Here is a 23026-nt window from a genome sequence, read left to right as displayed (position 1 = left end):
TCAACTTTTATCATAGAGTTTGCCCACCATCTTCACCTGGCGATACAAAAGCAGGATCACAATAACGCTCAAAGAAACATACACGCCCGTAAAAATATAAAAGGAGTAAACAATACCCGGCATTGGCGTGACGGCATCGGCTGTGCGCATAATGCCGTGAATAATCCAGGGCTGGCGGCCCACTTCCGTTACCGTCCAACCGGCTTCTACGGCAATGAACCCCGCCGGGATCGCTGCAACAAATAGCTTCAGCAGCCATCGCTTATCGAGCCAGCTTTTTTTCCGCCATAATATAAAAAGATATAACAACGCGATTAGTAACATGAGCACGCCCAACATCACCATTACCTGGAAAGCGTAATGAACGATCGCTACCGGCGGCCGGTCTTTTTTGGCAATGGCATCGAGCCCCGTAACCTCTTTATTAAAATCTCCATGAGCTAAAAAACTTAATGCGCCCGGTATTTTAACCGCGTAGCGAACAGTTTCTTTTTCTTCATCCGGAATGCCGCCGATAATCAGCGCTGCTCTTTCTTCTGTTTTAAAATGGGCTTCCATTGCCGCAAGTTTTGCCGGCTGTCTTTTAGCGATATCCTTCGCAGAGAAATCTCCGCTGAATGGTTGAAGAATAGCGCCTATGACGGCGAACAGGGCGGCTATTTGAAATGCTTTTGTGTGGAAAATGATATTTTTTCCTTTGAGTATCATCAGCGCATGAACGCCGGCTACCGCGAAGCCGGTAGCTACCGTTGTTGCAAGGATCATGTGGATGGCCTGAGAGAGCCATGCGTCGTTGAACATCGCGGTTATGGGATTTATGTTGAGATACTGTCCGTTTACAAAATCAAACCCTGCCGGACTGTTCATCCACGCATTGGCTGCCACGACGAGAATTCCTGAAGCCAGGCCGCTGACGCCTACTACCACGCCGGTTATCCAGTGAAACCATTTGTTAAAGCGGTTCCATCCATACAGATAAAACCCCAGCGCAATTGCTTCAATAAAAAAGGCGGTTCCCTCTAACGAAAAAGGCATCCCGAAAATCGGGCCGGCGTGTTTCATGAATTCGGGCCAAAGCAGGCCGAGCTCAAAGGATAAAACCGTTCCTGACACGGCGCCGGTAGCGAAGAAAATGGCTACACCCCGGCTCCAGGCTTTGGTCACGTTTTTATACGTAATGTCTCCTGTTTTTAGCCACTTATAATGAGCCACCGCCATGAAAAAAGGCATCATCATTCCAATACATGCGAAAATGATATGAAAGCCAAGCGACAGCGCCATTTGCGCCCGTGCTGCAATAAAATCATCCATAAGCTGTATGGATTTAGAGGTGAGGTGATGAAATCGGTGGCAAAGGTACAACAGGGCATTGATGAAACATATCCATCACGAATTTTTCGCCGATCTTTTTTGAAATTTTTTATTCGGCCGGAGCATGCACCATCATAAAATGGCCATCCTCGCCGCGTTGAAGTAGTCTTATACCACTTTTGTATTTTATAAGCAGATATGCCAAAGACTGAGCACGAGTCGCGCCCAGCCATCCGCGAACGCGATTAAACGCATCGACCAATTCCTGGGGAAAAGTAGGCTGGTAAAAGGTAGTGCTGCCGTCGGCCTGAGGCTTTTTTATCCCGGCCCGCCGTGGATATTTGTTATTGAATGCGATGGCGGCTTTGGGATCTACCATTATCAAAGCATAGATGGTTTGTTGAGGGGTGACGATCAAGCGGAGATATTGAGAATCGGCTATTGCCTGATCGGAAAACCCATATATATCGCCACTTGATGGCGGATGTTCGCTGGTATGAATATGTATATCAGCAAATCTGCGATGGATGCCTGGCAGCGATGCATTATTGAAATTTCCCGACCGGATGGGCGATGCAATCGTGATCCCCGAACTGTCTTTTCCAAATGAAACGACCTGCTCTTTGTGCATTTCTGTTTGCAGCGTTGTGAGGCGGGCAACCACTTCCGCGAATAAAGGGCTCGCCGCCAAAGCATTTGCATGCCTGATTTTTTGAGCAACGACGGTACTGTCATAAAGATAACCTTTCGCAGCAGCGGGCTGAGCGAAAACCTGCGCGGATGCCCAAAGAAACATAGCGCTTATCAAATATGAAATCATTGCAATACGCATAGCAATCGATCGATATTCCATAACTGGTATAAAAAATCCCTTCAGTTTTTGAAGGGATTTTTTTATTTACTCACCACTTTTACCATGGCATTGTTTGTATTTTTTTCCACTGCCGCAGGGACAAGGATCATTTCTGCCAATCTTCGGACCGACGCGTACCGGCTCTTGTTTTACCGGTGGAGCAGAGGGGTCGAAATAATCGTTTTCATTAGCCGCATAGTCTTCGCCGGCGGCATCGATTTGATCTTTATTAGCGTGGAGCTTGCTCAAATCTGTTTTTTCCTCGCGCCCTTCCTTAATCTGATTGGAGGGCTGCTGCTGATCAGGCAGGTTGGCCTGTGTCAGGAAAGCAATAATATCCTTGTTCAAATTTGTGGTCATGTTGTTGAACAACTGAAAAGCTTCAACCTTATAAATCACAAGAGGATCTTTTTGTTCGAGGTAAGCGGTCTGCACACTTTGCTTCAGGTCATCCATTGAGCGCAAATGTTCTTTCCAGGCATCATCGATAACGGCCAGCGTAATTGATTTTTCCATGCTCGAAGTAAGCGCCTGCCCGTTGGTCTCCACAGTTTTATCGAGCGGGGCCAACACATTGATCGCTTTGCGGCCATCAGTAAATGGAACGACTACATTTTCGATATGGCTGCCCTGCGTAGCGCGGATATCTTTGAATACCGGCACGGCTTTCTGCGCAATATGCTCAAGATGCTGCGCATATCGCTGAATGGCTTCAGCATATAATTTATCGGCCAGCTTGCCGGAATCCAGGGATTTAAACTCATCAGCGCCGATCGCAGTATCCATACCGAAATTAACGATACAAGCCAGTTTGAAACCTTCGAAGTCTTCCTGCTCTTTGAATGAAGAAGCGAGGCTTTCAGCAACTATAGAAAAAGCGTTGTCGATGTCAAGCGACAATCTTTCTCCAAACAGCGCATGGTTTCTCTTTTCATACACGGCATTTCTTTGTTTGTTCATCACGTCGTCATACTCCAACAAGCGCTTCCTGATGCCGAAGTTATTTTCCTCTACCTTTTTCTGCGCGCGTTGAATAGAATTGCTGATCATGCTATGCTGAATCACATCGCCCTCTTTATAACCCAGTTTATCCATCATGCCTGCAATACGTTCGCTGCCGAACATACGCATCAGGTCGTCTTCCAGCGACACATAAAACTGGGAGCTTCCGGGATCTCCCTGGCGGCCGGCACGGCCACGCAACTGGCGGTCTACACGGCGGCTTTCATGACGCTCTGTACCAATAATGGCAAGGCCACCGGCTTCTTTCACGCCAGGCCCAAGTTTGATATCGGTACCACGCCCTGCCATATTAGTGGCAATTGTTACGGCGCCTGCCAGGCCTGCTTCTGCTACAACATTTGCTTCGCGCGCGTGTTGCTTGGCGTTTAATACATTGTGTGGGATTTTTTTCTGTTGCAGCATGCGGCCCAAAAGTTCGCTGATCTCCACCGAGGTAGTACCCACCAACACTGGGCGGCCAGCGTTGCGCAGCACTTCAATTTCGTCGATAACAGCTTTATATTTTTCGCGTTTTGTTTTGTATACAAGGTCCTGGCGGTCATCCCTGATAATGGGCAGGTTGGTAGGGATGGTCACCACATCAAGTTTGTAAATGCTCCAAAGTTCACCAGCTTCAGTTTCGGCAGTACCCGTCATCCCGGCCAGTTTGTGATACATCCGGAAAAAGTTCTGCAATGTAATAGTGGCGTAGGTTTGAGTGGCCGCTTCGATCTTCACATTCTCTTTTGCTTCCAGCGCCTGGTGTAAACCATCGCTATAACGGCGGCCTTCCATGATACGGCCGGTTTGTTCATCTACGATTTTAATAGTACCGTCAATCACCACATATTCCACATCTTTCTCAAAAAGCGCGTAGGCTTTTAATAATTGCTGTACCGAGTGAATGCGATCTGCTTTTTGCGAATAGTCGTTAAGAATCGCTTCCTTTTGTTTTAACTTATCTTCAGGAGCGGCATCGCTCTCCTCAATTTCAGCCAGCGATACGCTGATGTCGGGTAATACAAAGAACTCAGAATCTTCTCCCGATTTGGTGATCGTACCCAGCCCTTTTTCTGTCAGGTCGACCGATTTATTTTTTTCATCGATTCGGAACAGCAGCTCTTCGTCAATAATGCGCATATTGCGCTCCTGATCCTGCAGGTAATAGTTTTCTGCTTTTTGAAGTTTTACCTTAATACCCGGCTCGCTCAAAAACTTGATAAGTGGGTTGTATTTGGGAAGCCCTCTGAATGCGCGATACAAATAAAGCCCGCCCGTTTTAGGATCGTCTTCGCCTTTTTCGATTAGCTTTTTAGCTTCGTTGAGAGCAGCTCTCACAATTTTCTCCTGCTCCTGGAAAAGTTGTTGAACGCGTGGTTTATGGATATGATACTGCTGCTCGTCGCCTTTTTCGACAGGGCCGCTGATAATAAGCGGTGTACGGGCATCGTCAATTAATACGCTATCCACCTCATCCACCATGGCAAAATGGTGTTTGCGCTGCACCATTTCATTAGCAGTATGCACCATGTTATCGCGCAGGTAGTCAAAACCAAATTCATTATTCGTTCCGTAGGTAATATCGGCCAGGTAAGCCTTTCTTCTGGCTTCTGAGTTGGGTTGATGCTTGTCAATACAATCTACGCGCAGGCCCAACCATTCGAAAACCGGGCCGTTCCATTCCTGGTCACGGCGGGCAAGATAATCGTTCACCGTTACAATATGCACACCTTCGCCTGCGAGCGCGTTTAGATACGCAGGTAAAGTTGACACAAGCGTTTTACCTTCACCGGTTGCCATTTCAGCAATTTTACCGCTATGTAAAACAGCCCCGCCGATCAATTGCACATCATAATGCACCATGTTCCAGGTTACCTGTCCGCCCGCTGCCGTCCAGCTATTGCTATAAACCGCGTTGTCGCCTTCGATCGTGATGTAGCCCGCTTTAACGCTAAGGTCGCGATCGAGGTCGGTGGCTTTGGAAACAATTCTTTCATTTTCTTTAAACCTGCGTGCTGTCTCTTTCATGACCGCAAACGCTTCGGGCATAATTTCTTCCAACGCTTTCTCGATTTCTTTATCCCTTTCTTTGGTCAGCTCATCGACCTGCTTGTAAATATTGTCTTTTTCTAAAAGCGCTTCGTGCGAAAGTGTATCAGCGTTGGCTTTCAGCTGGTTGATTTGTTCATCGACCTTGCTTAAATGTTGTTTGATGCGAGACCGGAATTCGTGTGTTTTATTACGCAGTTCATCGTTGCTAAGCGATTGGTATTGCGTGTAAAAACCATTTACTTTTTCAATAATAGGTTGAAGCTTTTTTGTATCTTTTTCTGACTTGCTGCCGCCGAAGATTTTTGATAAGAAACCAAACATGATAGTATATTAATAAATTATTTTCTTTGAAAAAATATATTTAGTCAAAAACAATGCTATACGGAAATAAAGACATTTTGACAGGGCCGCAAAGATAACGAAATTTGCCCGCAACTTTTGAAGGCGACGATTTTACTGCCTCAACACCCCATCATCAGCCGAAATGGCTGCTATTCAATTTTTACCGTAAAAAATGCGCTGGCGAAATTGCCTGCAAAGGATTCGTTCTTTATCGAAAAAAGCAACTTGTAAGTCCCTGGCTGCTCCGGAGCTTTTAACTGTATGGGGATCGATAGCGTTTCGCTGGCCTGAATCATTTTTTTCGGAAGCGGATAGGTTTCTTCGGCGTTAATAAAATCAGACTTTGCAATAAAAAATGCATAATCGATCGATAAAGGGTTGTAGATGGTGACCGGATGATTCGATTTATTGGTGCAGATGAGTGCAACAGGATACACCGCGCCGGGCTTCATCGAGGTGGGAACTCTGAGGGGCGCTATTTTCAATGCATTTACACAGGTGAACTGATTGATAGGATAAAGTTTGCCCGGGTTATATTTTGTATCAATATAAGCAAGCGCGGAATCGCGTTCGTGCGTCATTTGGTAGTGCCACACTTTTTGCCCCGACAAAAGGCAATCATCTTCCAGGTTATAATTGGTTTTGCGATAGCCTTTTGTATTATAATCGATGGCGGTCACCTCCTCAAAATAATATTTATACAAAGAAGGCAGCACGTAGGAGTTTTCAAACACAACAGGCGTATCGCCAATGGCGCGGTGAAGTGTAGCAGCCCATTCTTTGCCATAAAAAAAGGGATAGTAATGCCTGATAAGCGTGAAAGGCGAATGAGGCACCAGGAATAAAATCCGGGCAAGAAGGATGATCGCAATATTGGCGATCGCAAATTTTTGGAAAAGCTTTATATAGCGGTCTGTTGCATCGGTAAGCAGCGCCATAAACAGGGTGATGAAGGATGGAACAGCAATCAGCGTCCAGTGGGCTTCGACCGTATTTTTAAAAGACGAAATGAAAAAGAAAATCAACGTGCCGGCAAAAATAAACAGATGGGTTTTAATCAGTTGCTCCCTGATCTTCAGTTTATAACAGGTCGCATAAAATAAAAGGGAAATAAAAGGGCCAAAAACTAATATCTGCCCTAACAAATAATCCGTGGTATAGTTGATTCTGTAATGCCTGGCCAGCCGCTCGTTGAGATGATATCTGAAACTTGGCCAGTCGTGTTGGTATTGCCAGAAAAGATGGGGAAGAAAAAGAAGGGTTGTTATGAGGACCGTAAGCCAGAAATAGCGGTTGGTCAGCATTTTTAGATTGGAAAGCACCACAAAGCCAACCAACAAAATGCCGTGATATTTACTGTAAAACATGCCGGTAATGCACAAAGCCATTAGCAAACTGTTGCCTATGCTGTTTTTGGCCAGGAATCGTTTGTAAGTCAAAAGAAAAAGAGCGGCGAAGAAAAGAAGCGGCGCGTCGGGCGTTGTGATAAAACTGTAAACATTTAAGAGCAGGGTAGCGCCGGCCACCAAAATATACCATTTCATATTGCTCAGGCGTTCGGGGAGCGCTTTATAAATGATTCCCACCGATAGTGTTGTGATGAGGACCGTTCCCAGCCGCGTAAAAAATGATCCATGTCCGAAGCTTTCTCCAATTCGAATCAGCAAGGCCACCATGGGTGGATGATCAAAATAACTCCAGTCAATATTTTGCGACAGATGCCAATAATACGCTTCATCACCCTCCAAGCCCAAAAAATGCGCCTGTAGCGCGTTAATGACAAACCAACAAAGCATCAGGTAAACCAATACTTTGTTTTCTTTTTCCGGAGGCAGGTTAGAAGAGTTACTTAAAATAGAACGCACAGCATGTATTTAAACAGTTATAATAAAGAACTGTAAAAGTCTGCAATTTGCGGCTACATTTGCAAAAAAAATGATATGGCTAAAAAACCAACCGATAGTTTAGTGATTATGACCGAGCTTGTTTTACCCAACGATACCAATGTTTTTGGAAATTTGATGGGCGGCAGGCTGATGTATTGGATGGATATTGCAGCGGCGCTATCAGCTCAAAAACACAGCAACGCGCCCGTGGTGACTGCTTCGGTCGATAACCTTTCCTTTATGAACTCGATCAAGCTCGGCAACGCGGTTCATATTGAGGCGCGGGTAACACGGGCTTTCAATTCATCAATGGAAGTGTATTTGAATGTTTGGGGCGAAGACCTGGTAAATCAGAATAAATACCAAAGTAATACCGCTTACTATACTTTCGTAGCGTTGGACAAGGATAGCAAACCTACGCCAGCGCCGTCTTTGGAGCCACAGACGGAGGAAGATGTTGAATTGTTTAATGGCGCTTTGCGCCGTCGTCAGGTGCGATTAATATTAGGAGGAAAAATGAAACCCGGCGACGCCAAGGAGTTGAGAGAGTTGTTTGAAAAAGGATAGCCTATTTGTCCGCTCTCCTTATATGGAACTGCCGCGCCTGAATCAGCAAGCGCGGCAGTTTTTATTTTAAATGTAGGAACCTTACATGTCGGCCATCAGCGTTTTGATATGCTGCGCATGTTTTTCGCTAACCGGCACCACCGGCAGGCGCGCATGAAGTGTGCAAAGCCCCATTTCTTTCAGGTACTGTTTAACACCGGCGGGACTGCCTTCTGTGAATAGAGAAGCGATGATATCCGTAAATTTTAAATGCTGCGGCAGCGCTTCATCAAACTTACCGGCAAGGCACAGGCGGATCATGTCGCTGAACGCTTGAGGGTAAGCATTGGCCACGACGGAAATAACGCCTTTGGCGCCAAGGGCGATCATCGGCAAGGCAATCGGATCGTCTCCGCTGATCAGCATAAATCCTTCCGGTTTGTGCTTCATGATATAATTAAACTGCTCAAAACTTCCGGAAGCTTCTTTGGTGGCAATTATATTTTTGCAATCTTTTGCGATGCGCACCGTCGTTTCAGCGCTCACGCTTTGGCCCGTCCGTCCCGGAACATTATACATAATGATGGGCAGCGGGGCTGCGTCATTGATGGTTCTGTAATGCTGGTACAAACCTTCCTGGCCGGGTTTATTATAATAAGGAGCCACAGAAAGGATAGCATCATAGCCATCTAATTGCATGCTTTTAAATGCATCCACCACTTCGCGTGTGTCGTTGCCGCCAATACCTGCCACCAGGGGCACGCGGCCGGCGGTGCAATTTTTTACGAATGTGAAAAGTTCCTGTTCTTCTTCTCTGGTAAGCGTTGCACTTTCACCGGTGGTGCCGGCTACAACGAGATATTCTATTTTATTGGTAATCCAGAAATTGATTAGATTTTCCAACGTCGGCCAATCGAAGTCGCCGCTGGCTGTGAACGGCGTTACAATTGCGATGCCTGTTCCTGTAAGTTTTTCTTGTATCGACATGTAAGTTTTATGAGAAATGTTGAGTTGTAAATTTTGATGCTGGGTGCTGGATGTTTGATGCCCTATACCAGCCTGTTACACTTCTTCCCAGAAGCCCATCTTGCTGAACTTCTCAATGCGGGCGTCAACCCGTTTCTCGGGCTTCATATTTTTCAATTCATTTAAGCCCGAAAGAATCTGCTGCTTTAAATTTTGCGCAGCCATTTCATAATCCCAATGGGCGCCGCCATCAGGTTCGGGGATAATTCCGTCGATCAGGCCAAACTCTTTCATTTTGGTGGACGTAAGCTTCAATTGCTCGGCGGCTTTCACCTTATAATCCCAGCTGCGCCATAAAATAGTGCTGCAGTTTTCCGGCGAGATCACCGTGTACCAGGTATTTTCCATCATGTAAACCCGGTCGCCCACGCCAATACCTAAGGCGCCGCCGCTGGCTCCTTCGCCGATGATTACACAAATAACCGGCACTTTTAGCCGCATCATTTCGTAGATATTGCGTGCAATGGCTTCGCCCTGGCCTCTTTCTTCTGCCTCTAATCCGGGATAGGCGCCGGGCGTATCAATTAAAGTAACAATAGGTTTGTTGAATTTTTCAGCCAGTTTCATTAGGCGCAGCGCTTTGCGGTAGCCTTCAGGATTGGCCATTCCGAAATTTCGTAGCTGCCGTTTTTTTGTATTCGACCCTTTTTGCTGCCCGATAATCATTACCGTTTGCCCGTCGATCGAAGCAAAACCGCCTACCATCGCTTTGTCATCTTTGATATTGCGATCACCATACAATTCCACATAATTTTCGGTCATCAGTTCGATGTACTTATGTGTATAAGGACGGTCGGGGTGGCGGCTCAGCTGCACGCGCTGCCAGTCCGTAAGTTTATGGGTAATTGTCTTACGCGTCTCATCCACTTTCAGACGAAGCTGCTCTATCTGCGCGCTTAAGTCGATCTCGGTTTTCTTTTCGCGCTCAGTTGCCAGTTCAATTTCATCTATCAAATCCTTGATAGGTTTTTCAAAATCAAGGAACTGCCTGTTTACAATCTGGGGCATAAAACAATGCTTTTTAATGAGGCGGCTAAATTAATGATTATTTGGGAATACCGGCAAGCGGCGTGCATTTTATGTGGAATATACCACGGGGCGGGGAAACGATATGAAATGGGAACAATTTAGGCATGTGTCGAAAGTTAAAGCCACGGCGGTTATCGCATTTTTACATCAAATGATGGCGGCCGGATCCAACTTGCGCGCTAATCGGAGTCGTATTTTCTCAGTATGTTTAGAATGGCATCATCCTTTAATTTCATCTTCTCTATCTCGTCGGCCAGCTCAGGCTTTTGTTGGGTCAGGGCTTTAAGCTTTTTTTTAAAATCGAATTTTACATCAAAAACTTCTCCTGTTTCGGATACGAACCGCTCATTATAAACGAGTGAACCATCATAGAGATTTTGAGCAATGCGTCTCAACCATTTTGTCTTTCCGTCATACATAAGCCGCTGAAGCAATCTTCCGTTATTGATGTAGCGCCGCGGCTCACCGGTGAAATCTACAAAGCTCAAGGATTGAATGTCCGGAGCTTTGATTTTTATTTTCTTATCACCCTGGTTATTTTCGAATTGCACGGTTTTGATAAAACTAATTTCATTAATCTGATTCTTAGAAAATAAAGTGGGGTAAACCATCATCTTGCCACGCAGCGTGTCGCCGCCAATCTTTACGAGGGTCGCATCAACGCTGTTGTTTTGGCTTTTTCCGGTGATGGACACCAGCGCTAAAAAAGCAACTAAAAGAAATTTAATTTTCATGTCAGCAGAAATGAAGGTGCTATGATTTTTATCTCACCTGGCCATTTCCCTGCAACACCCATTTTTCGGTCACCAGCTTTTCTAATGCGAAGGGGCCGCGCGCGTGTAATTTTTGAGTTGAAATGCCAATTTCAGCGCCCAGCCCGAACTCCTCACCATCGGTAAACCTCGTAGAAGCATTGGTGTACACCGCCGCTGCATCGACTTCGGCAATAAACCGATCGCAGGCTTTTTTATCTTTTGAAACAATTGCTTCAGAATGTTTTGTTGAAAATTGAGCAATATGCGCCAAAGCTTCATCGATACCTTTTACAACCTTTACGGCGCACTTCAATGATAAAAATTCGCGCCCAAAATCGGAAGTTTTGGCTTTGTTAAGATGAGGGTATCCTTTTAAAAATGTATACGCCTTCTTATCAGCAAAAATTTCAACATCATTTTTAACTAACTCCGTGCTAACCGCTTTTAAGAACGCCGGAGCAACGGCTTCATCTACAATAAATGCATCGGCCGAATTGCAAACCGAAGGGCGGCTGACTTTAGCATTAACAGCAATATCCACTGCTTTTTGCAGATCGGCATTTTTTTCAATATACACATGACACACGCCTGCGCCCGTTTCGATAACAGGAACCAAACTGTTTTGTCTTACAAAATTGATCAGGCCTTCAGAGCCGCGCGGAATCAACACATCCAGGTATTTTGTAGCGGTAAACATTTCCTGCACCACTTCTCTTTGAGGCGGCAACAGGCTCACCGTGTTGGCGTCGAGGCCAAATTGTTTCAAGACATCCTGGATAATCCTGATCGATACCTTATTGGTATGCTGTGCATCAGCGCTCCCTTTCAATACACAAGCGTTGCGGCTGCGCAGGCAGAGCGCTGCAATATCGTAAGTGACGTTGGGCCGGCTCTCGTAGATTGCGCCCACGACGCCCAGCGGCACCGATATTTTTTTTAGCTTAAGGCCGTTTGCTAAAACCCGCTCCGCCAACACCTGCTGGGTGGGGTCAGGCAATTTTGCAATATGCTTAATGGCTTTTGAAATATTTTTTAAACGAGCGCTATTAAGCATGAGGCGGTCGTTTTTGGGATCGTTAGCGTCTTTCGAAGACAGATCCTTTTCATTGGCTTTAAGAATGGCAGCCTCGTTTTGAATCATTTGACGGGCTATTTCGTTCAATAATTGCTTCAACTTCCGTTCGGGTAACTGCTGCAGAGCAATCTTTGACTTGTTGACTTTTATAAGCGTATTCTGTATCGACATAGTTAATAGTTGATCAACGCTATCGCGCGATTTTCGTGATTGTAAGCAATAAAAATAATAATTAAATCAGAACAATGTCGTTAGCGTGTGCCGCAACAACATGTTTCTCTTTGAGTTTTTTCTTCAATTCCTGGCTGCCCAGTTTTGTTTTTGCAACGCCGATGATGGCTTGGTCATCACTCATTAATTGCACCACTTCACCCGCCGAAAATTTTCCTGAAATCCCGGAAATGCCCACGGTTAAAAGGCTTTTTCTTTCCGATACCGCTTTGGCCGCACCCTTGTCGAGCTGCACTTTGCCCAGCGTGATCGAACCGCTGGCCAGCCATTTCTGCCGGTTTTTTAAATTGGAAGATTGGGCGTAAAAGCAGCTTCCGGTTTTTCTTTCCAGCGCGTGGGTAATAGGAGTCTCATGTTTCAGTCCGCACATAATTACATTAATGCCGAGGTTGGTGGCCAATCGGGTAAAAGTAAGTTTAGACAACATGCCGCCAAGTCCGAAATCAGATTTTTCTTCTTTTCTTACCAGCGACAATATCTCCTTGTCAATTTCTTTGATTTCGGGAACGATTTTTTTATCCTGATCCAAAAAACCTCCAACAGATGTGCATAAAACCAACGTTTCCGCGTCGAACGCAATGGCTAATAAAGTAGCTAGTTCATCATTATCGGAAAATTTTAATTCGAGGTCGCTAATCACATCGTTTTCATTAACAACGGGAATGATATGATGGGCCCAGAAGCTGGTAAACGTATCGCGCAGTTGTAAAAACTGCTTCCGGTTGCTAAAGTGGGAGCGCTCACATAAAGCTTGCGCCACCGTGATACCACATTTCTGGAAATAATTGCGATACAATTGTATGAGGATCGGGTTTCCAACCGCCGCGGCCACTTTTCTTTGCAACAGGCTGCCTTTATAATCGGGAATAAATTTTTTACCACTGCTCACAGCGCCGCTGCTCACCAACACGATTCGGTAATGCTTCGAAAGCGAACAAATGTCGTCAACGATTTTTTTAATCACGCGCTGATTGATATTTCCGTTTGCATTGGTAATAACTGCCGAGCCTAATTTGATCACTAAAACTTTATGCGCCATAATTGTTGAATGAAGAGGAGCAAAGTTAGTTGATAGGCCGAAGACTTAATAATCTGCTGGCTTTAAACTTAGATGCCTTCCTGAAACAACCGTTCCAAAACATAATAAGTGATCGGGCAGAACTCGCTGTTTTTAATGGTTAATGCCTGCCGCTTGATAATGACATCTTCATCGGTATAGGGAAAGCGGGCGCAGTCGGAAGGGCGTTCTTCATAAATATGGCAGGTATTGTCTTCGTTCAAAAAAGGGCAGGGCGAACTTTTTACCACAAAATCGCCGTCTTCATCTACGCGCAGGTAACTGCTGATAAAAACCGATTCTTTCATGCCCAAATATTTGGCAATGCGTTTTACGTCCGGGGTTTTAAAGCGGGGCGAATAGTTCTTACAGCAATTGGCGCATTGCAGGCAATCTACGGCCTCGAAGGCCGCTTCATGAAGTTGAGGCAGCTTTTTCAGCGTCTTGTTTTTGTCGGCTCTTTTTAAAAACTGCTGATATTGTTTTCGATGAGCTTTGGATTTTTGTTCCCAGTTATGTAAGATGTCTTTATCCATTCAGGAGGCTTTATTTTTCAGGGCTTCTTCCTGTTGCCGCATTTGATGGCTGGTCTGGCGGCTGCCGTTGTGGCTCCATCCCGGCGGGCCGAAAATATACCCGAGCTTTTGCTTAAAACTCAGATTGTGGTTGCGAAGATCTTTGAAAATATTGATCCATTCATGAAAAACAATATTAAAAGCATTCTCCTTTTCGATCGGTGTAGTGAGGCCATATCTGATCGGCTGGTATTCGCCGGGCGGTAATTCTTTCTGAAAAGTGCCAAAAAGCCGGTCCCAGATGATTAGGAACATACCCATATTTTTATCAAGATATTTGGGGTTCGACCCGTGGTGCACGCGGTGGTGAGAGGGAGTTACGAGAATATATTCCAGAAAGCCAAGTTTCCCTACTTTCTCCGTATGAACCAGTATGCCCCAAATCTGCGTGGCCGAATAAACGAATGCAATGTCGAGCGGATGAAAGCCCAGCCAGGCAATCGGAATAAAATACACGAAGCGGTATAACGGTTCCATCACAGAAGACCGGAAACCCACGGTTAAATTGAATTTAGAAGAGGAATGATGCGTAAAATGGGTCGCCCAGAACAAGCGGCATTCATGATCAACGCGGTGCAGCCAATAATACATAAAGTCTTCGAAAAGAAACAGTAGCGTCCAATAAAGCCAGGCGGTTTCTACCGGCGTAACCAGGCGGTGCTCGTAGAAAAACATCAAAATAATACCGATATAAATCGAGCGGAATAACAGGTCGATGCCGCCGTTCAATAGCATGAGATAGATATTCTGAACGGTGTCTTTTAATGTGTAAGTATTTTGTTTTCGCAGATGGCTCAACACCATTTCAAGCCCGATTACAACTATATAGAGCGGGGTTGTAAGAAGTATGAGCAGCGTTTCTTTGGCTGTTTGCATATCGTCCGCAAATATAATCGATATCGGTAAACTGTGTTTTGCTGCATTACCGGCGCGCGGGGCAGGCTGCCGGCAAAATGAACTTTATTTATGCACATCTTGTTTATGTACAATCGTGTGCGCAAAAAAGGGTCGTTATTAACCATTAACTTTGCGCATCCTAAAAAAATAATTTTTTCGACACTATGAGTATCTTAGCGCTCCAGTCCAAAGAGTTCACACAAAGGCATATTGGTCCAGACGAAGCTGAAACACAAAAAATGTTGTATCAGACAGGTTTCGACAGTCTCGACAGCCTGACGGGGAAAACCGTCCCGCAGGGTATCCGCATGCAAAAAGCGTTGAATATTCCCAAAGCGATGAGTGAGAACGAGTACCTGCGGCATATTAAAAATGTATCTCTAAAAAACAAAATATTCAGGAATTATATAGGCCAGGGATATTATGGAACGCTTACGCCTTCGGTGATTTTGAGGAATATTTTTGAAAATCCGGGATGGTACACGCAATACACGCCTTACCAGGCCGAGATTTCGCAAGGCAGGTTGGAAAGTTTGCTTAATTATCAAACGCTCGTAAGTGACCTTACGGGGTTGCCGCTCGCCAATGCTTCGCTTTTAGACGAAGCGACCGCAGCGGCCGAGTCTATGGCGATGTTTTTCAATTTAAAAAACAGGCAGGATAATATAGAGCGTCCTAAATTTTTCCTGGATGCGCAAACTTTCCCGCAAACCAAAGATGTGCTGTACACGCGCGCCAGGCCATTCGGTATCGAAATCGTGGAAGGCGATTATAAAACGGCCACGATCGACGAGCGCTATTTTGGTGCCTTGGTTCAATATCCCAATAATATCGGAAGTGTGGAAGATTATTCCACATTTATTAAAAATGTTCAAAATGCGGGCGGTTACGTGGCGATGGCTACGGACCTGATGGCGCTTACCTTGCTGGCAGCGCCGGGCGAGCTTGGCGCTGACGTGGCGATCGGATCGGCGCAGCGATTTGGCGTACCGCTCGGTTATGGCGGGCCTCATGCTGCTTTTATAGCCGCTAAAGACGATTTCAAAAGGGTGTTGCCCGGCCGAATTATCGGTGTGAGTGTTGATGCGCAGGGAAACCGTGCGCTCCGGATGGCCTTGCAGACCCGAGAGCAGCATATCAAAAGAGAGAAAGCAACTTCTAATATTTGTACGGCGCAGGCTTTGCTGGCGAATATGGCCGCGATGTATGCTGTCTATCATGGGCCAAAAGGGTTGAAAGCTATTGCTTCCCGGATTGCAGCTTTTGCGCAAACCGTTGCAGCAGAAATCGAAGCGCGTGGATTTGAACTAATGGCAGCTTCATTTTTTGACACGCTGGTTGTCAAAGTCGATAATAATGAGGCTATCCGTAAAAAAGCGGAAGCTCAAAAAATCAATTTCCGGTATATCGGCCAGCAGCTGATCGGTATTTCGATTGATGAGACCGTAATTATCGAAGATCTTTTCGATATCATCAATTGCTTTGAAGATGAAACAAGCGCCGTAGCTTTTAGTATCAGTGAAGATGAAGGGCTGTACCGAATTCCCGAGCCATTATCGCGTACTTCGCCTTACCTGACACATGCGGTATTTAATACCCATCACAGCGAAAGCCAGATGATGCGGTATATTAAATCTCTTGAAAATAAAGACCTCTCTTTAAATACGTCGATGATCGCGCTGGGTAGCTGCACGATGAAGTTAAATGCTGCTACTCAAATGATGCCGCTGAGCTGGGCGCACTGGTCGAGCATTCATCCTTTCGTTCCTGTGGAGCAGGCGGGAGGTTATAAAGAATTGGTCGATCAACTGGGTCGTTATCTGTGTGAAATAACGGCTTTCGATGCATGTAGCCTGCAGCCGAACAGCGGCGCGCAAGGCGAGTATGCGGGGTTGCTCACGATCAAAGCCTATCATGAAGCGCAGGGCAATCCTCACCGAAAAGTAATGTTGATCCCTATTTCAGCGCATGGTACGAATCCGGCATCCGCGGTGATGGCAGGGATGAAAGTTGTTGTAGTGAAGGCGCTTGAAAATGGATATATTGATGTCGAAGACCTGAAGTTGAAAGCTGCGCAATACGCCAACGAGTTAGCCGGTATCATGATTACTTATCCGAGTACCTACGGTGTGTATGAAGAAACTGTAAAAGAAATCAATAAAATTGTTCATGAGCATGGTGGGCAGGTTTATATGGACGGCGCCAATATGAATGCGCAAGTAGGGCTTACTGCTCCGGGTTTGATCGGTGCAGATGTTTGCCACCTAAACCTTCATAAAACTTTTGCCATCCCTCATGGCGGCGGCGGACCTGGCATGGGCCCGATTTGCGTTAAAGCGCATCTTGCCAAACATCTTCCCGGACATGTTTGGGAAACCGATGGCGAGCGTAGGCATGCGGTTTCAGCAGCGCCCTTTGGATCTGCGTCGATCCTGTTGATTTCTTATGCGTATATCAGGATGCTCGGCGCCGAAGGCCTTAAAGCGGCGACAGCGTATGCCATTCTTAATGCCAATTATATGCGCTCGAAATTGGCGCCTCACTACGATATTCTTTATACAAATGATAACGGGCTTTGTGCTCATGAATTTATCGTCGATTTGAGACCCTTCAAAAAGACGGCGCAGATAGAAGCAGAAGATGTGGCCAAGCGTTTAATGGATTACGGCTTTCACGCGCCTACGATGAGTTTTCCGGTAGCAGGCACTATCATGATCGAACCTACCGAAAGCGAGGACAAAGCAGAACTTGACCGCTTTTGCGATGCGCTCATCAGCATCAGAGCAGAGATCAAGGCGATTGAAGAGGGAAGGGCTGACCTCAAAGACAATGTGCTGAAACAGGCGCCTCATACGCAACAGGTGGTGACAGCAAACGAATGGAATCATAGCTACAGCCGGCAGGAAGCAGCTTTTCCGCTGCATTATGTTACAATCAATAAGTTTTGGCCTTCGGTAGCCAGGGTGAATAATACGGTGGGAGACCGCAATTTGATTTGCACTTGTGAGCCAACCGAACTTTACGCCGAAGCGTAATAATATTTCAATATTGAAAAGAAAAAGCCGGGATCATTGAATTGTCCCGGCTTTTTATATTTTGAAAATGGCATCGCTATTTTTTTTCTATTGATATCACGAAATCTTTTTCCGCTTCATAAAAACAAAAGCTAAGAATGGTTGCTGCCGGCGCGTTAAATTCTAAAGCAGCGCCCGAAGAAGAATTATAATTTAAATAATTATAGAGTTCTTCCTTTGTCTGGCTAAAATCGTTGATGCCGCCATCAGCGTCTACGGCATAAAATTTTATAAGCGGAAATTTTTCGCTTAAAACACGGTCGAAATAAAAGAAGGTGTTTTTAGACGTGCCGTGGTTGCTTGCAGTCGATCTTAAATGAATGCTGCCCACTCGGCCATCTGCTTCGATCAACTCACACATGAAATTCGGGTTAGGCGACTCGCGGTCTAACAAAGGAAGCATTGCTTTTTTCACACCCAAAGAATCTGTAACGGTTATGGACTCCGTTCCCATGATGGCGCTAATGCTATCGAAGGGCTGACCCATTAGGCTAACGAGCTGTTCTATTTCCAATTTTTGCGGGTGTTGGTCGTCAGCAATAATATCGGTTTTGCCGCAGGATATTAATATTGAAAACAAAAACAGGAACAGTGCATAAAATATGGCTTTCATAATTCCAGTTTTGATATAGTTGTTTAACGGATTGGTTTCAAGCAAATTTAGAGACTTACTGCTAAGGGAAGCCATTTTTTTGAGATCAAATTTGATCGTACGCAATTTTTAACTGACTTTAACTTTTTATTATACCGTTCATCCGCATTTAAGATAAAACTTTGCCATCCCTGTTTGATCCGTATCTAATTTCGTATTGAAGTATTTACAAATTTTTGGAAACTTTAATATGGGAATGTACCTGTTTTTGCCGCTGCAACCGGTTGATAATGTGGTATAATTTTAGCTATAGATTTCTGGCTTTCTAAACTCATTAAGACGGGCACATGGTGTTATAAATGGACTCTCGAGCGTTAAACGAATCACATATTTTGAAAACGGCAATTTCATTGGGCTGCGATGTAGCAGTAATCAAAACCCTCATTGAAGTGGAGGGCAGCGCGGCAGGTTTTCTGCAGAGCGAAGAACCGGCTATCCGGTTTCACCGGGATGTTTTTTCAAGGCAAACCCTGGGGGTTTACGATGCGGTAGCGCCGGATGTTTCCAACCCCGTTCCGGACGAAAATGTTGTGGCTGATCAGCAGCATCAAATTTTGCACAAAGCTATCCTACTTAATAAAGACGCAGCTTTGATGGCTACGGCCTGGGGCAAATTCCAGATCATGGGTTATAATTATGCGTTGGCAGGCTTTAGCAGTTTGCAGGAGTTCGTTAGCGCCATGTACCAAAACGAGGGCGCCCAACTTACGGCTTTCGCGAATTTGCTTTCCAATTTATCGCTTGATGAAGATCTTCGGAAAAAAGACTGGAAGGGGTTTGCGGCCAAATACACCAAGGTAGAAAATAGAAGTGATTTTGCGCAGAAACTTTTAAATACATACGCCAGCTTTGAAGCCCGATAATGAGGTGCCTACTCGTTTAGATCAAATTCCCACACGGTCCGGTAAGTGCCCGACGCTTCCACATAGTTTAGAAACTTTTTATAAAAATTGTCGGCGCCAATGGTTGCGCTATCGCCAATCACTATAAGCTGCTTTTGCGCGCGCGTCATCGCCACATTCATTCTTCTGTAATCTTTTAAAAATCCAATTTCGCATCGGTCATTACTTCTCACGAGTGATAAAATAATGACGGTTTTTTCCTGTCCCTGAAAACTGTCAATTGTGCTGACGCGCAGCTGATCAGTGAGCGCTTCCTTTATCGCCGCCACCTGGCCCGCATAGGGGGAAATGACGGCTAAGTCGGCAACCGGCCATCCTTCTTGAAGCAATAGTTGTTTGATGATTTGGAGTTCCCCGCGGTTTTGAAAGCTGGCGCCATCCGGCCCTCGCGATTCTTCAAATCCCGAACCGGCGGTATCAATAAATATAAGCGGCGTGCCCTCATCTTTGAGCTGAGGCGCCGACTGCAAAAGATCTTGATAAAAATAGTGGCTACTGAAACCGGCGATTACGGGCTGCATCCGATATTGGATGTCCAACAATGTCACCGGCTGCCCGCTTTCAATGGCAATTTCTAAAATCGATTTGTTGAATCCTTTTCGGGTTGCGGCCTCGCTCAATACGGTCGGCGGAAGTTGAAAATGGTCTCCTGCCAACACAATGCACGGCGCCAATGGAAAGATGCACCACGCCAAGGGCTCGATACATTGGCCGGCCTCATCAATAATAAGTTGATCAAATGAATAGTTCTGCAAGCCTGCATCATACAGTGCGATAGGCGTTCCCGCAATTACCTGCGCGTCCTCAAAAAGTTTTTGCTCGTTGTATTGCCTCAACTTTTTTATTTCGGTACGAATGTTTTTTACTTCTTTAAACAATAAACTCCGTTGTTCTCGTTCGGCTTTGCCGAAACTGCGTTTGTACTTTAGTGCCATTTTTCGAAAGGCGTCGGCTCTCAACTTCAGTGCCCGCATTTCTTTCAAAACCTTTGCGTTGTTGAGCTTGCCTTCCGGTGTGTGTTGATAAACGGCTTTGTCGGTTTTGTCAGCGTTGCCCACTCTTAAAATGTTGACGCCTGCTTTGATCAGTCCCTTACAAATATGATCGACTGCCGCATTGCTGGGAGCGGCCACCACTATTTTCTTTCCCTGCGATACCTGTTGCCTGATGGCTTCAATCAATGTTGTGGTTTTGCCGGTTCCCGGAGGGCCGTGAACTATCGTCACCTCTTCATTGCATAATATTTTGGCGATCGCCTTTTGCTGAATCGTGTTGAGATGTTGATTGAAAAAAGAAATACCGGCCGGTGGTTTTTCGCTGGCTGCCACCTGTTTTTCCGAATGCAAATTTTCAAATAAATCAAACAGCCGCTTATCAGCTTCCAATGCTGAAAGCGTTTTTTTCATAATAGTTGTCGTCCTCGTGTCGGGGGTTAGTTTGATGCCTACACTACGATCTTCAATCCATTCGGGGAAGTCGGGGGCGAAAAGCCTTACTTCGCCCGAGCGGCCGGACAGGTTCAAAACAATACCTTTCACCGGCTCTTCGCCTTGTTTAAAACATTCGATAGCAATGCCGTCTTTAAAAAGGCCTGCCTCTGCCGGGTAATTCAATCGGAAGCTAAATTCGGGGTAATCGGCATAACCAAAACCTTTCCTGGTAATGGTAATCGGATGCAAGGCCAAACCCTCTGCCTTCAGCATGTTGAGTGTATGCCCCTGGTCCAGCCGATACCTTTCTGATTGTTCTTTCTCTTCAAGTTCGATACACTGCAAAAGATGCTTTATATGAGGATGCATGATAAGCGCTATTGATGAATAGCCTGCAAAATAAAAGCAATGTAGCTAAAGCATTTACATAAATATGTTCGGTTGTGATTCACGCCTTCGCGACGCCGTTGGTTGTGCAATCGATTGCTCAACGTTATGTGGTTTTTATTTTTTTGTTTAGATTTACAATGCTTGTTATTAGTCTTTACTAAAACTAATCTTTCAACAGGATATAAGTTCGATCCCAATCGGGATTATTTAACGGGCATACCCTTACAGGAACTTCAGCTAAATCCCAAGCTGCTCCCGCAAAACCCTGGCTGGCCAGCGCAGTAAACAAAATAGATGGGGAGCGGCATTGCGTTCAGAATAGATGTTCAGATAAAAAAGATAAAAGATGAAAGGAAAAATGATTAGGTTATTGATCTGGATAGTATTTGGATACAATGTCGCTCTTTTTGCGCAACCGCGTAAACATTCAACTGAAAAGCCAAATGTCATTTTTATAATGGCAGATGATCTCGGAGAGGGAATGTTGTCTTACTATGGTCAAAAATACTTCACCACTCCCCATATCGACCGGCTGGCAAAGCAGGGCGTTGTGTTTGAAAATGCTTATTCCAGTGCTTATTGTGCGCCTTCGCGAGCTACTTTTCTTACAGGTTATAATGATTGTCGTGAGGGCAAATATGTACTTACCGCAGCCGGCATTTACAGGAGAACGGCTACTGGCGAGATAAGCGATCTTCAGGCCCAGGAAGCAGTTAACAGAGCGATAGGAAACGAACCGGAGGTGCAATACCTGCCACAACTATTTAAAGCCGCGGGATATGTAACCGGCCAGATAGGTAAATTAGATTATGGGTTTGCAACGACCGAAAAGCAGCTCGATCATCACGGATGGGATTATCATTATGGCTATTATGATCATCAGCAATGTCATGGATTCTACCCGATGTTTTTACATGAAAATGGAAAGCGCATTGCTATTCCCGGGAATACCGACCCCGATGCCGGAAAGACGGGCGAGTGGGGCTCGGATTCACTGCAGGAAAAGGGACGGTGGGACATGAACGGAAAGCAAGTGTATTCCCAGGATTTATTCTTGCAAAAAATACTCGCGTTTATAAGGGATCACCAACACCAGCCTTTTTTCTTATACCATCCTACCCAACTACCTCATGGGCCGGTGGCCATTCCGGCGATTCACCCAGAACTGGCCTTTCGGAAGGACTTGACGGACATTGAAAAAGCCTACGCCTCCATGGTGAAAAGATTGGATGACGATTTAGGAGTGATTCAACATGAGTTGGAGCGGCTCGGTATGGCGGAAAATACGATATTGATTTTTTCGGCCGATAATGGCCACGAATTATACACCGCTTACAAAGGCCGTGTGACGAAAGCCAATCGAGATATAAGAACCGATGCTCCTTTAGACAATATCAGCACTAAATATTTCAGTGAAACCGGTGGTGATATTTTTGACGGAAACCATGGCATGGCAGGACTGAAACGCAGCAATTGGAATGGCGGCGTAAAAGTGCCTTTGTTTGTAAGCTGGCCCGGTCATTTTAAACAGGGTTTTACAAGCGATAAGCTGGTGACGAACTATGACTTTTTAGCGACAATGGCTGAGTTGTTGAAAGTATCCATTCATGAAAAAAAAGATGGCCTATCTTATTTGTCGACATTGCAGCAAAAGAAGACGGCTCGTGAGCAGCACCACGAATCAATTGCTTTCGCTTCTTTTATGGGGCCGGCGCTGATTACAAGCGATGGTTGGAAGCTGAGGTATTTTGCGCCCAAAAAAATATTTCAGCTATATTATTTGCCTGATGATTATAAAGAGCAGCAAAACAAGGCTGCGCAATATCCTGAAAAATTAAACGAACTTAAAAAGCAGTTGCTGCAAAAATGTGATGGAGATTTAAATAATGGCTGGTTTTCGGATGCCAAAGCATTGCGAAAAGTACAACTATAACCAGCGGC

The 23026-nt window shown here is 45.4% G+C and carries 17 protein-coding genes; 4 read left to right on the top strand and 13 right to left on the bottom strand.

The window, feature by feature from the left end; all coding sequences use genetic code 11:
- The 4 genes from ABDK00_RS12260 to ABDK00_RS12245 form a co-directional block, all read right to left on the bottom strand.
- Positions 1-1311, bottom strand: a complete 1311-nt coding sequence (locus ABDK00_RS12260) for a cytochrome ubiquinol oxidase subunit I (RefSeq protein ID WP_346237107.1) — start codon at positions 1309-1311, stop codon at positions 1-3.
- A 109-nt stretch (positions 1312-1420) separates the two neighbouring features.
- Positions 1421-2164, bottom strand: coding sequence for a hypothetical protein (locus tag ABDK00_RS12255; RefSeq protein WP_346237108.1), 744 nt, complete (start codon positions 2162-2164; stop codon positions 1421-1423).
- Between the two features lie 45 nt (positions 2165-2209).
- Positions 2210-5539: a preprotein translocase subunit SecA gene (gene secA, locus ABDK00_RS12250; RefSeq protein ID WP_346237109.1), complete on the bottom strand. Its 3330-nt coding sequence runs from the start codon at positions 5537-5539 to the stop codon at positions 2210-2212.
- 170 nt (positions 5540-5709) lie between these two features.
- Positions 5710-7425: an ArnT family glycosyltransferase gene (locus ABDK00_RS12245; RefSeq protein ID WP_346237110.1), complete on the bottom strand. Its 1716-nt coding sequence runs from the start codon at positions 7423-7425 to the stop codon at positions 5710-5712.
- Between the two features lie 75 nt (positions 7426-7500).
- Here ABDK00_RS12245 and ABDK00_RS12240 point away from each other — a divergent pair, with 75 nt between their 5' ends.
- A complete protein-coding gene (locus tag ABDK00_RS12240; protein ID WP_346237111.1) occupies positions 7501-8013 on the top strand; it encodes an acyl-CoA thioesterase in 513 nt (170 codons plus the stop codon).
- 81 nt (positions 8014-8094) lie between these two features.
- Here the strand turns inward: ABDK00_RS12240 and dapA are convergent, their stop codons facing one another.
- From dapA to ABDK00_RS12205, 7 genes are all read right to left on the bottom strand, one after another.
- Entirely contained in the window at positions 8095-8979 is an 885-nt protein-coding gene (gene dapA, locus ABDK00_RS12235; RefSeq protein ID WP_346237112.1) for a 4-hydroxy-tetrahydrodipicolinate synthase, read from the bottom strand.
- Between the two features lie 75 nt (positions 8980-9054).
- On the bottom strand, positions 9055-10026 hold the full coding sequence (locus ABDK00_RS12230; RefSeq protein ID WP_346237113.1) for an acetyl-CoA carboxylase carboxyltransferase subunit alpha: 972 nt from the start codon (positions 10024-10026) through the stop codon (positions 9055-9057).
- 200 nt (positions 10027-10226) lie between these two features.
- Positions 10227-10781, bottom strand: a complete 555-nt coding sequence (locus ABDK00_RS12225) for a hypothetical protein (protein WP_346237114.1) — start codon at positions 10779-10781, stop codon at positions 10227-10229.
- Between the two features lie 28 nt (positions 10782-10809).
- Positions 10810-12048, bottom strand: coding sequence for a glutamate-5-semialdehyde dehydrogenase (locus tag ABDK00_RS12220; RefSeq protein WP_346237115.1), 1239 nt, complete (start codon positions 12046-12048; stop codon positions 10810-10812).
- A gap of 61 nt (positions 12049-12109) precedes the next feature.
- Positions 12110-13147, bottom strand: a complete 1038-nt coding sequence (gene proB / locus ABDK00_RS12215; protein ID WP_346237116.1) for a glutamate 5-kinase — start codon at positions 13145-13147, stop codon at positions 12110-12112.
- Positions 13148-13215: 68 nt separating this feature from the next.
- Positions 13216-13701, bottom strand: coding sequence for a YkgJ family cysteine cluster protein (locus ABDK00_RS12210; protein ID WP_346237117.1), 486 nt, complete (start codon positions 13699-13701; stop codon positions 13216-13218).
- The gene (locus tag ABDK00_RS12205) at positions 13702-14616 is read right to left on the bottom strand and encodes a sterol desaturase family protein (RefSeq protein WP_346237118.1); all 915 of its coding nucleotides are present in this window, start codon (positions 14614-14616) and stop codon (positions 13702-13704) included.
- Positions 14617-14801: 185 nt separating this feature from the next.
- Here ABDK00_RS12205 and gcvP point away from each other — a divergent pair, with 185 nt between their 5' ends.
- Entirely contained in the window at positions 14802-17672 is a 2871-nt protein-coding gene (gene gcvP / locus ABDK00_RS12200; protein ID WP_346237119.1) for an aminomethyl-transferring glycine dehydrogenase, read from the top strand.
- A 76-nt stretch (positions 17673-17748) separates the two neighbouring features.
- Here gcvP and ABDK00_RS12195 read toward each other — a convergent pair whose 3' ends face one another.
- Complete coding sequence (locus ABDK00_RS12195) at positions 17749-18324, bottom strand: hypothetical protein (protein ID WP_346237120.1); 576 nt, start codon at positions 18322-18324, stop codon at positions 17749-17751.
- A 371-nt stretch (positions 18325-18695) separates the two neighbouring features.
- Between ABDK00_RS12195 and ABDK00_RS12190 the strand changes: the two genes are divergently transcribed.
- Complete coding sequence (locus tag ABDK00_RS12190) at positions 18696-19226, top strand: N-acetylmuramidase domain-containing protein (protein WP_346237121.1); 531 nt, start codon at positions 18696-18698, stop codon at positions 19224-19226.
- Between the two features lie 8 nt (positions 19227-19234).
- Here ABDK00_RS12190 and ABDK00_RS12185 read toward each other — a convergent pair whose 3' ends face one another.
- Complete coding sequence (locus ABDK00_RS12185; RefSeq protein ID WP_346237122.1) at positions 19235-21064, bottom strand: AAA domain-containing protein; 1830 nt, start codon at positions 21062-21064, stop codon at positions 19235-19237.
- A 367-nt stretch (positions 21065-21431) separates the two neighbouring features.
- Between ABDK00_RS12185 and ABDK00_RS12180 the strand changes: the two genes are divergently transcribed.
- On the top strand, positions 21432-23018 hold the full coding sequence (locus ABDK00_RS12180) for a sulfatase-like hydrolase/transferase (RefSeq protein WP_346237123.1): 1587 nt from the start codon (positions 21432-21434) through the stop codon (positions 23016-23018).
- Positions 23019-23026: the final 8 nt, after the last annotated feature.

It is taken from the genome of Niabella insulisoli (genome assembly GCF_039652435.2).
Lineage (GTDB): Bacteria > Bacteroidota > Bacteroidia > Chitinophagales > Chitinophagaceae > Niabella > Niabella insulamsoli.
This window is presented reverse-complemented; position numbering and strand designations above follow the sequence as displayed.

Bases quoted from the DNA above. Each gene is read 5' to 3' on its own strand.
- ABDK00_RS12260 (WP_346237107.1), bottom strand. From the start codon at position 1,311: ATGGATGATTTTATTGCAGCACGGGCGCAAATGGCGCTGTCGCTTGGC.
- ABDK00_RS12255 (WP_346237108.1), bottom strand. From the start codon at position 2,164: ATGGAATATCGATCGATTGCTATGCGTATTGCAATGATTTCATATTTG.
- secA (WP_346237109.1), bottom strand. From the start codon at position 5,539: ATGTTTGGTTTCTTATCAAAAATCTTCGGCGGCAGCAAGTCAGAAAAA.
- ABDK00_RS12240 (WP_346237111.1), top strand. From the start codon at position 7,501: ATGGCTAAAAAACCAACCGATAGTTTAGTGATTATGACCGAGCTTGTT.
- dapA (WP_346237112.1), bottom strand. From the start codon at position 8,979: ATGTCGATACAAGAAAAACTTACAGGAACAGGCATCGCAATTGTAACG.
- ABDK00_RS12230 (WP_346237113.1), bottom strand. From the start codon at position 10,026: ATGCCCCAGATTGTAAACAGGCAGTTCCTTGATTTTGAAAAACCTATC.
- ABDK00_RS12225 (WP_346237114.1), bottom strand. From the start codon at position 10,781: ATGAAAATTAAATTTCTTTTAGTTGCTTTTTTAGCGCTGGTGTCCATC.
- ABDK00_RS12220 (WP_346237115.1), bottom strand. From the start codon at position 12,048: ATGTCGATACAGAATACGCTTATAAAAGTCAACAAGTCAAAGATTGCT.
- proB (WP_346237116.1), bottom strand. From the start codon at position 13,147: ATGGCGCATAAAGTTTTAGTGATCAAATTAGGCTCGGCAGTTATTACC.
- ABDK00_RS12210 (WP_346237117.1), bottom strand. From the start codon at position 13,701: ATGGATAAAGACATCTTACATAACTGGGAACAAAAATCCAAAGCTCAT.
- ABDK00_RS12205 (WP_346237118.1), bottom strand. From the start codon at position 14,616: ATGCAAACAGCCAAAGAAACGCTGCTCATACTTCTTACAACCCCGCTC.
- gcvP (WP_346237119.1), top strand. From the start codon at position 14,802: ATGAGTATCTTAGCGCTCCAGTCCAAAGAGTTCACACAAAGGCATATT.
- ABDK00_RS12195 (WP_346237120.1), bottom strand. From the start codon at position 18,324: ATGAAAGCCATATTTTATGCACTGTTCCTGTTTTTGTTTTCAATATTA.
- ABDK00_RS12185 (WP_346237122.1), bottom strand. From the start codon at position 21,064: ATGCATCCTCATATAAAGCATCTTTTGCAGTGTATCGAACTTGAAGAG.
- ABDK00_RS12180 (WP_346237123.1), top strand. From the start codon at position 21,432: ATGAAAGGAAAAATGATTAGGTTATTGATCTGGATAGTATTTGGATAC.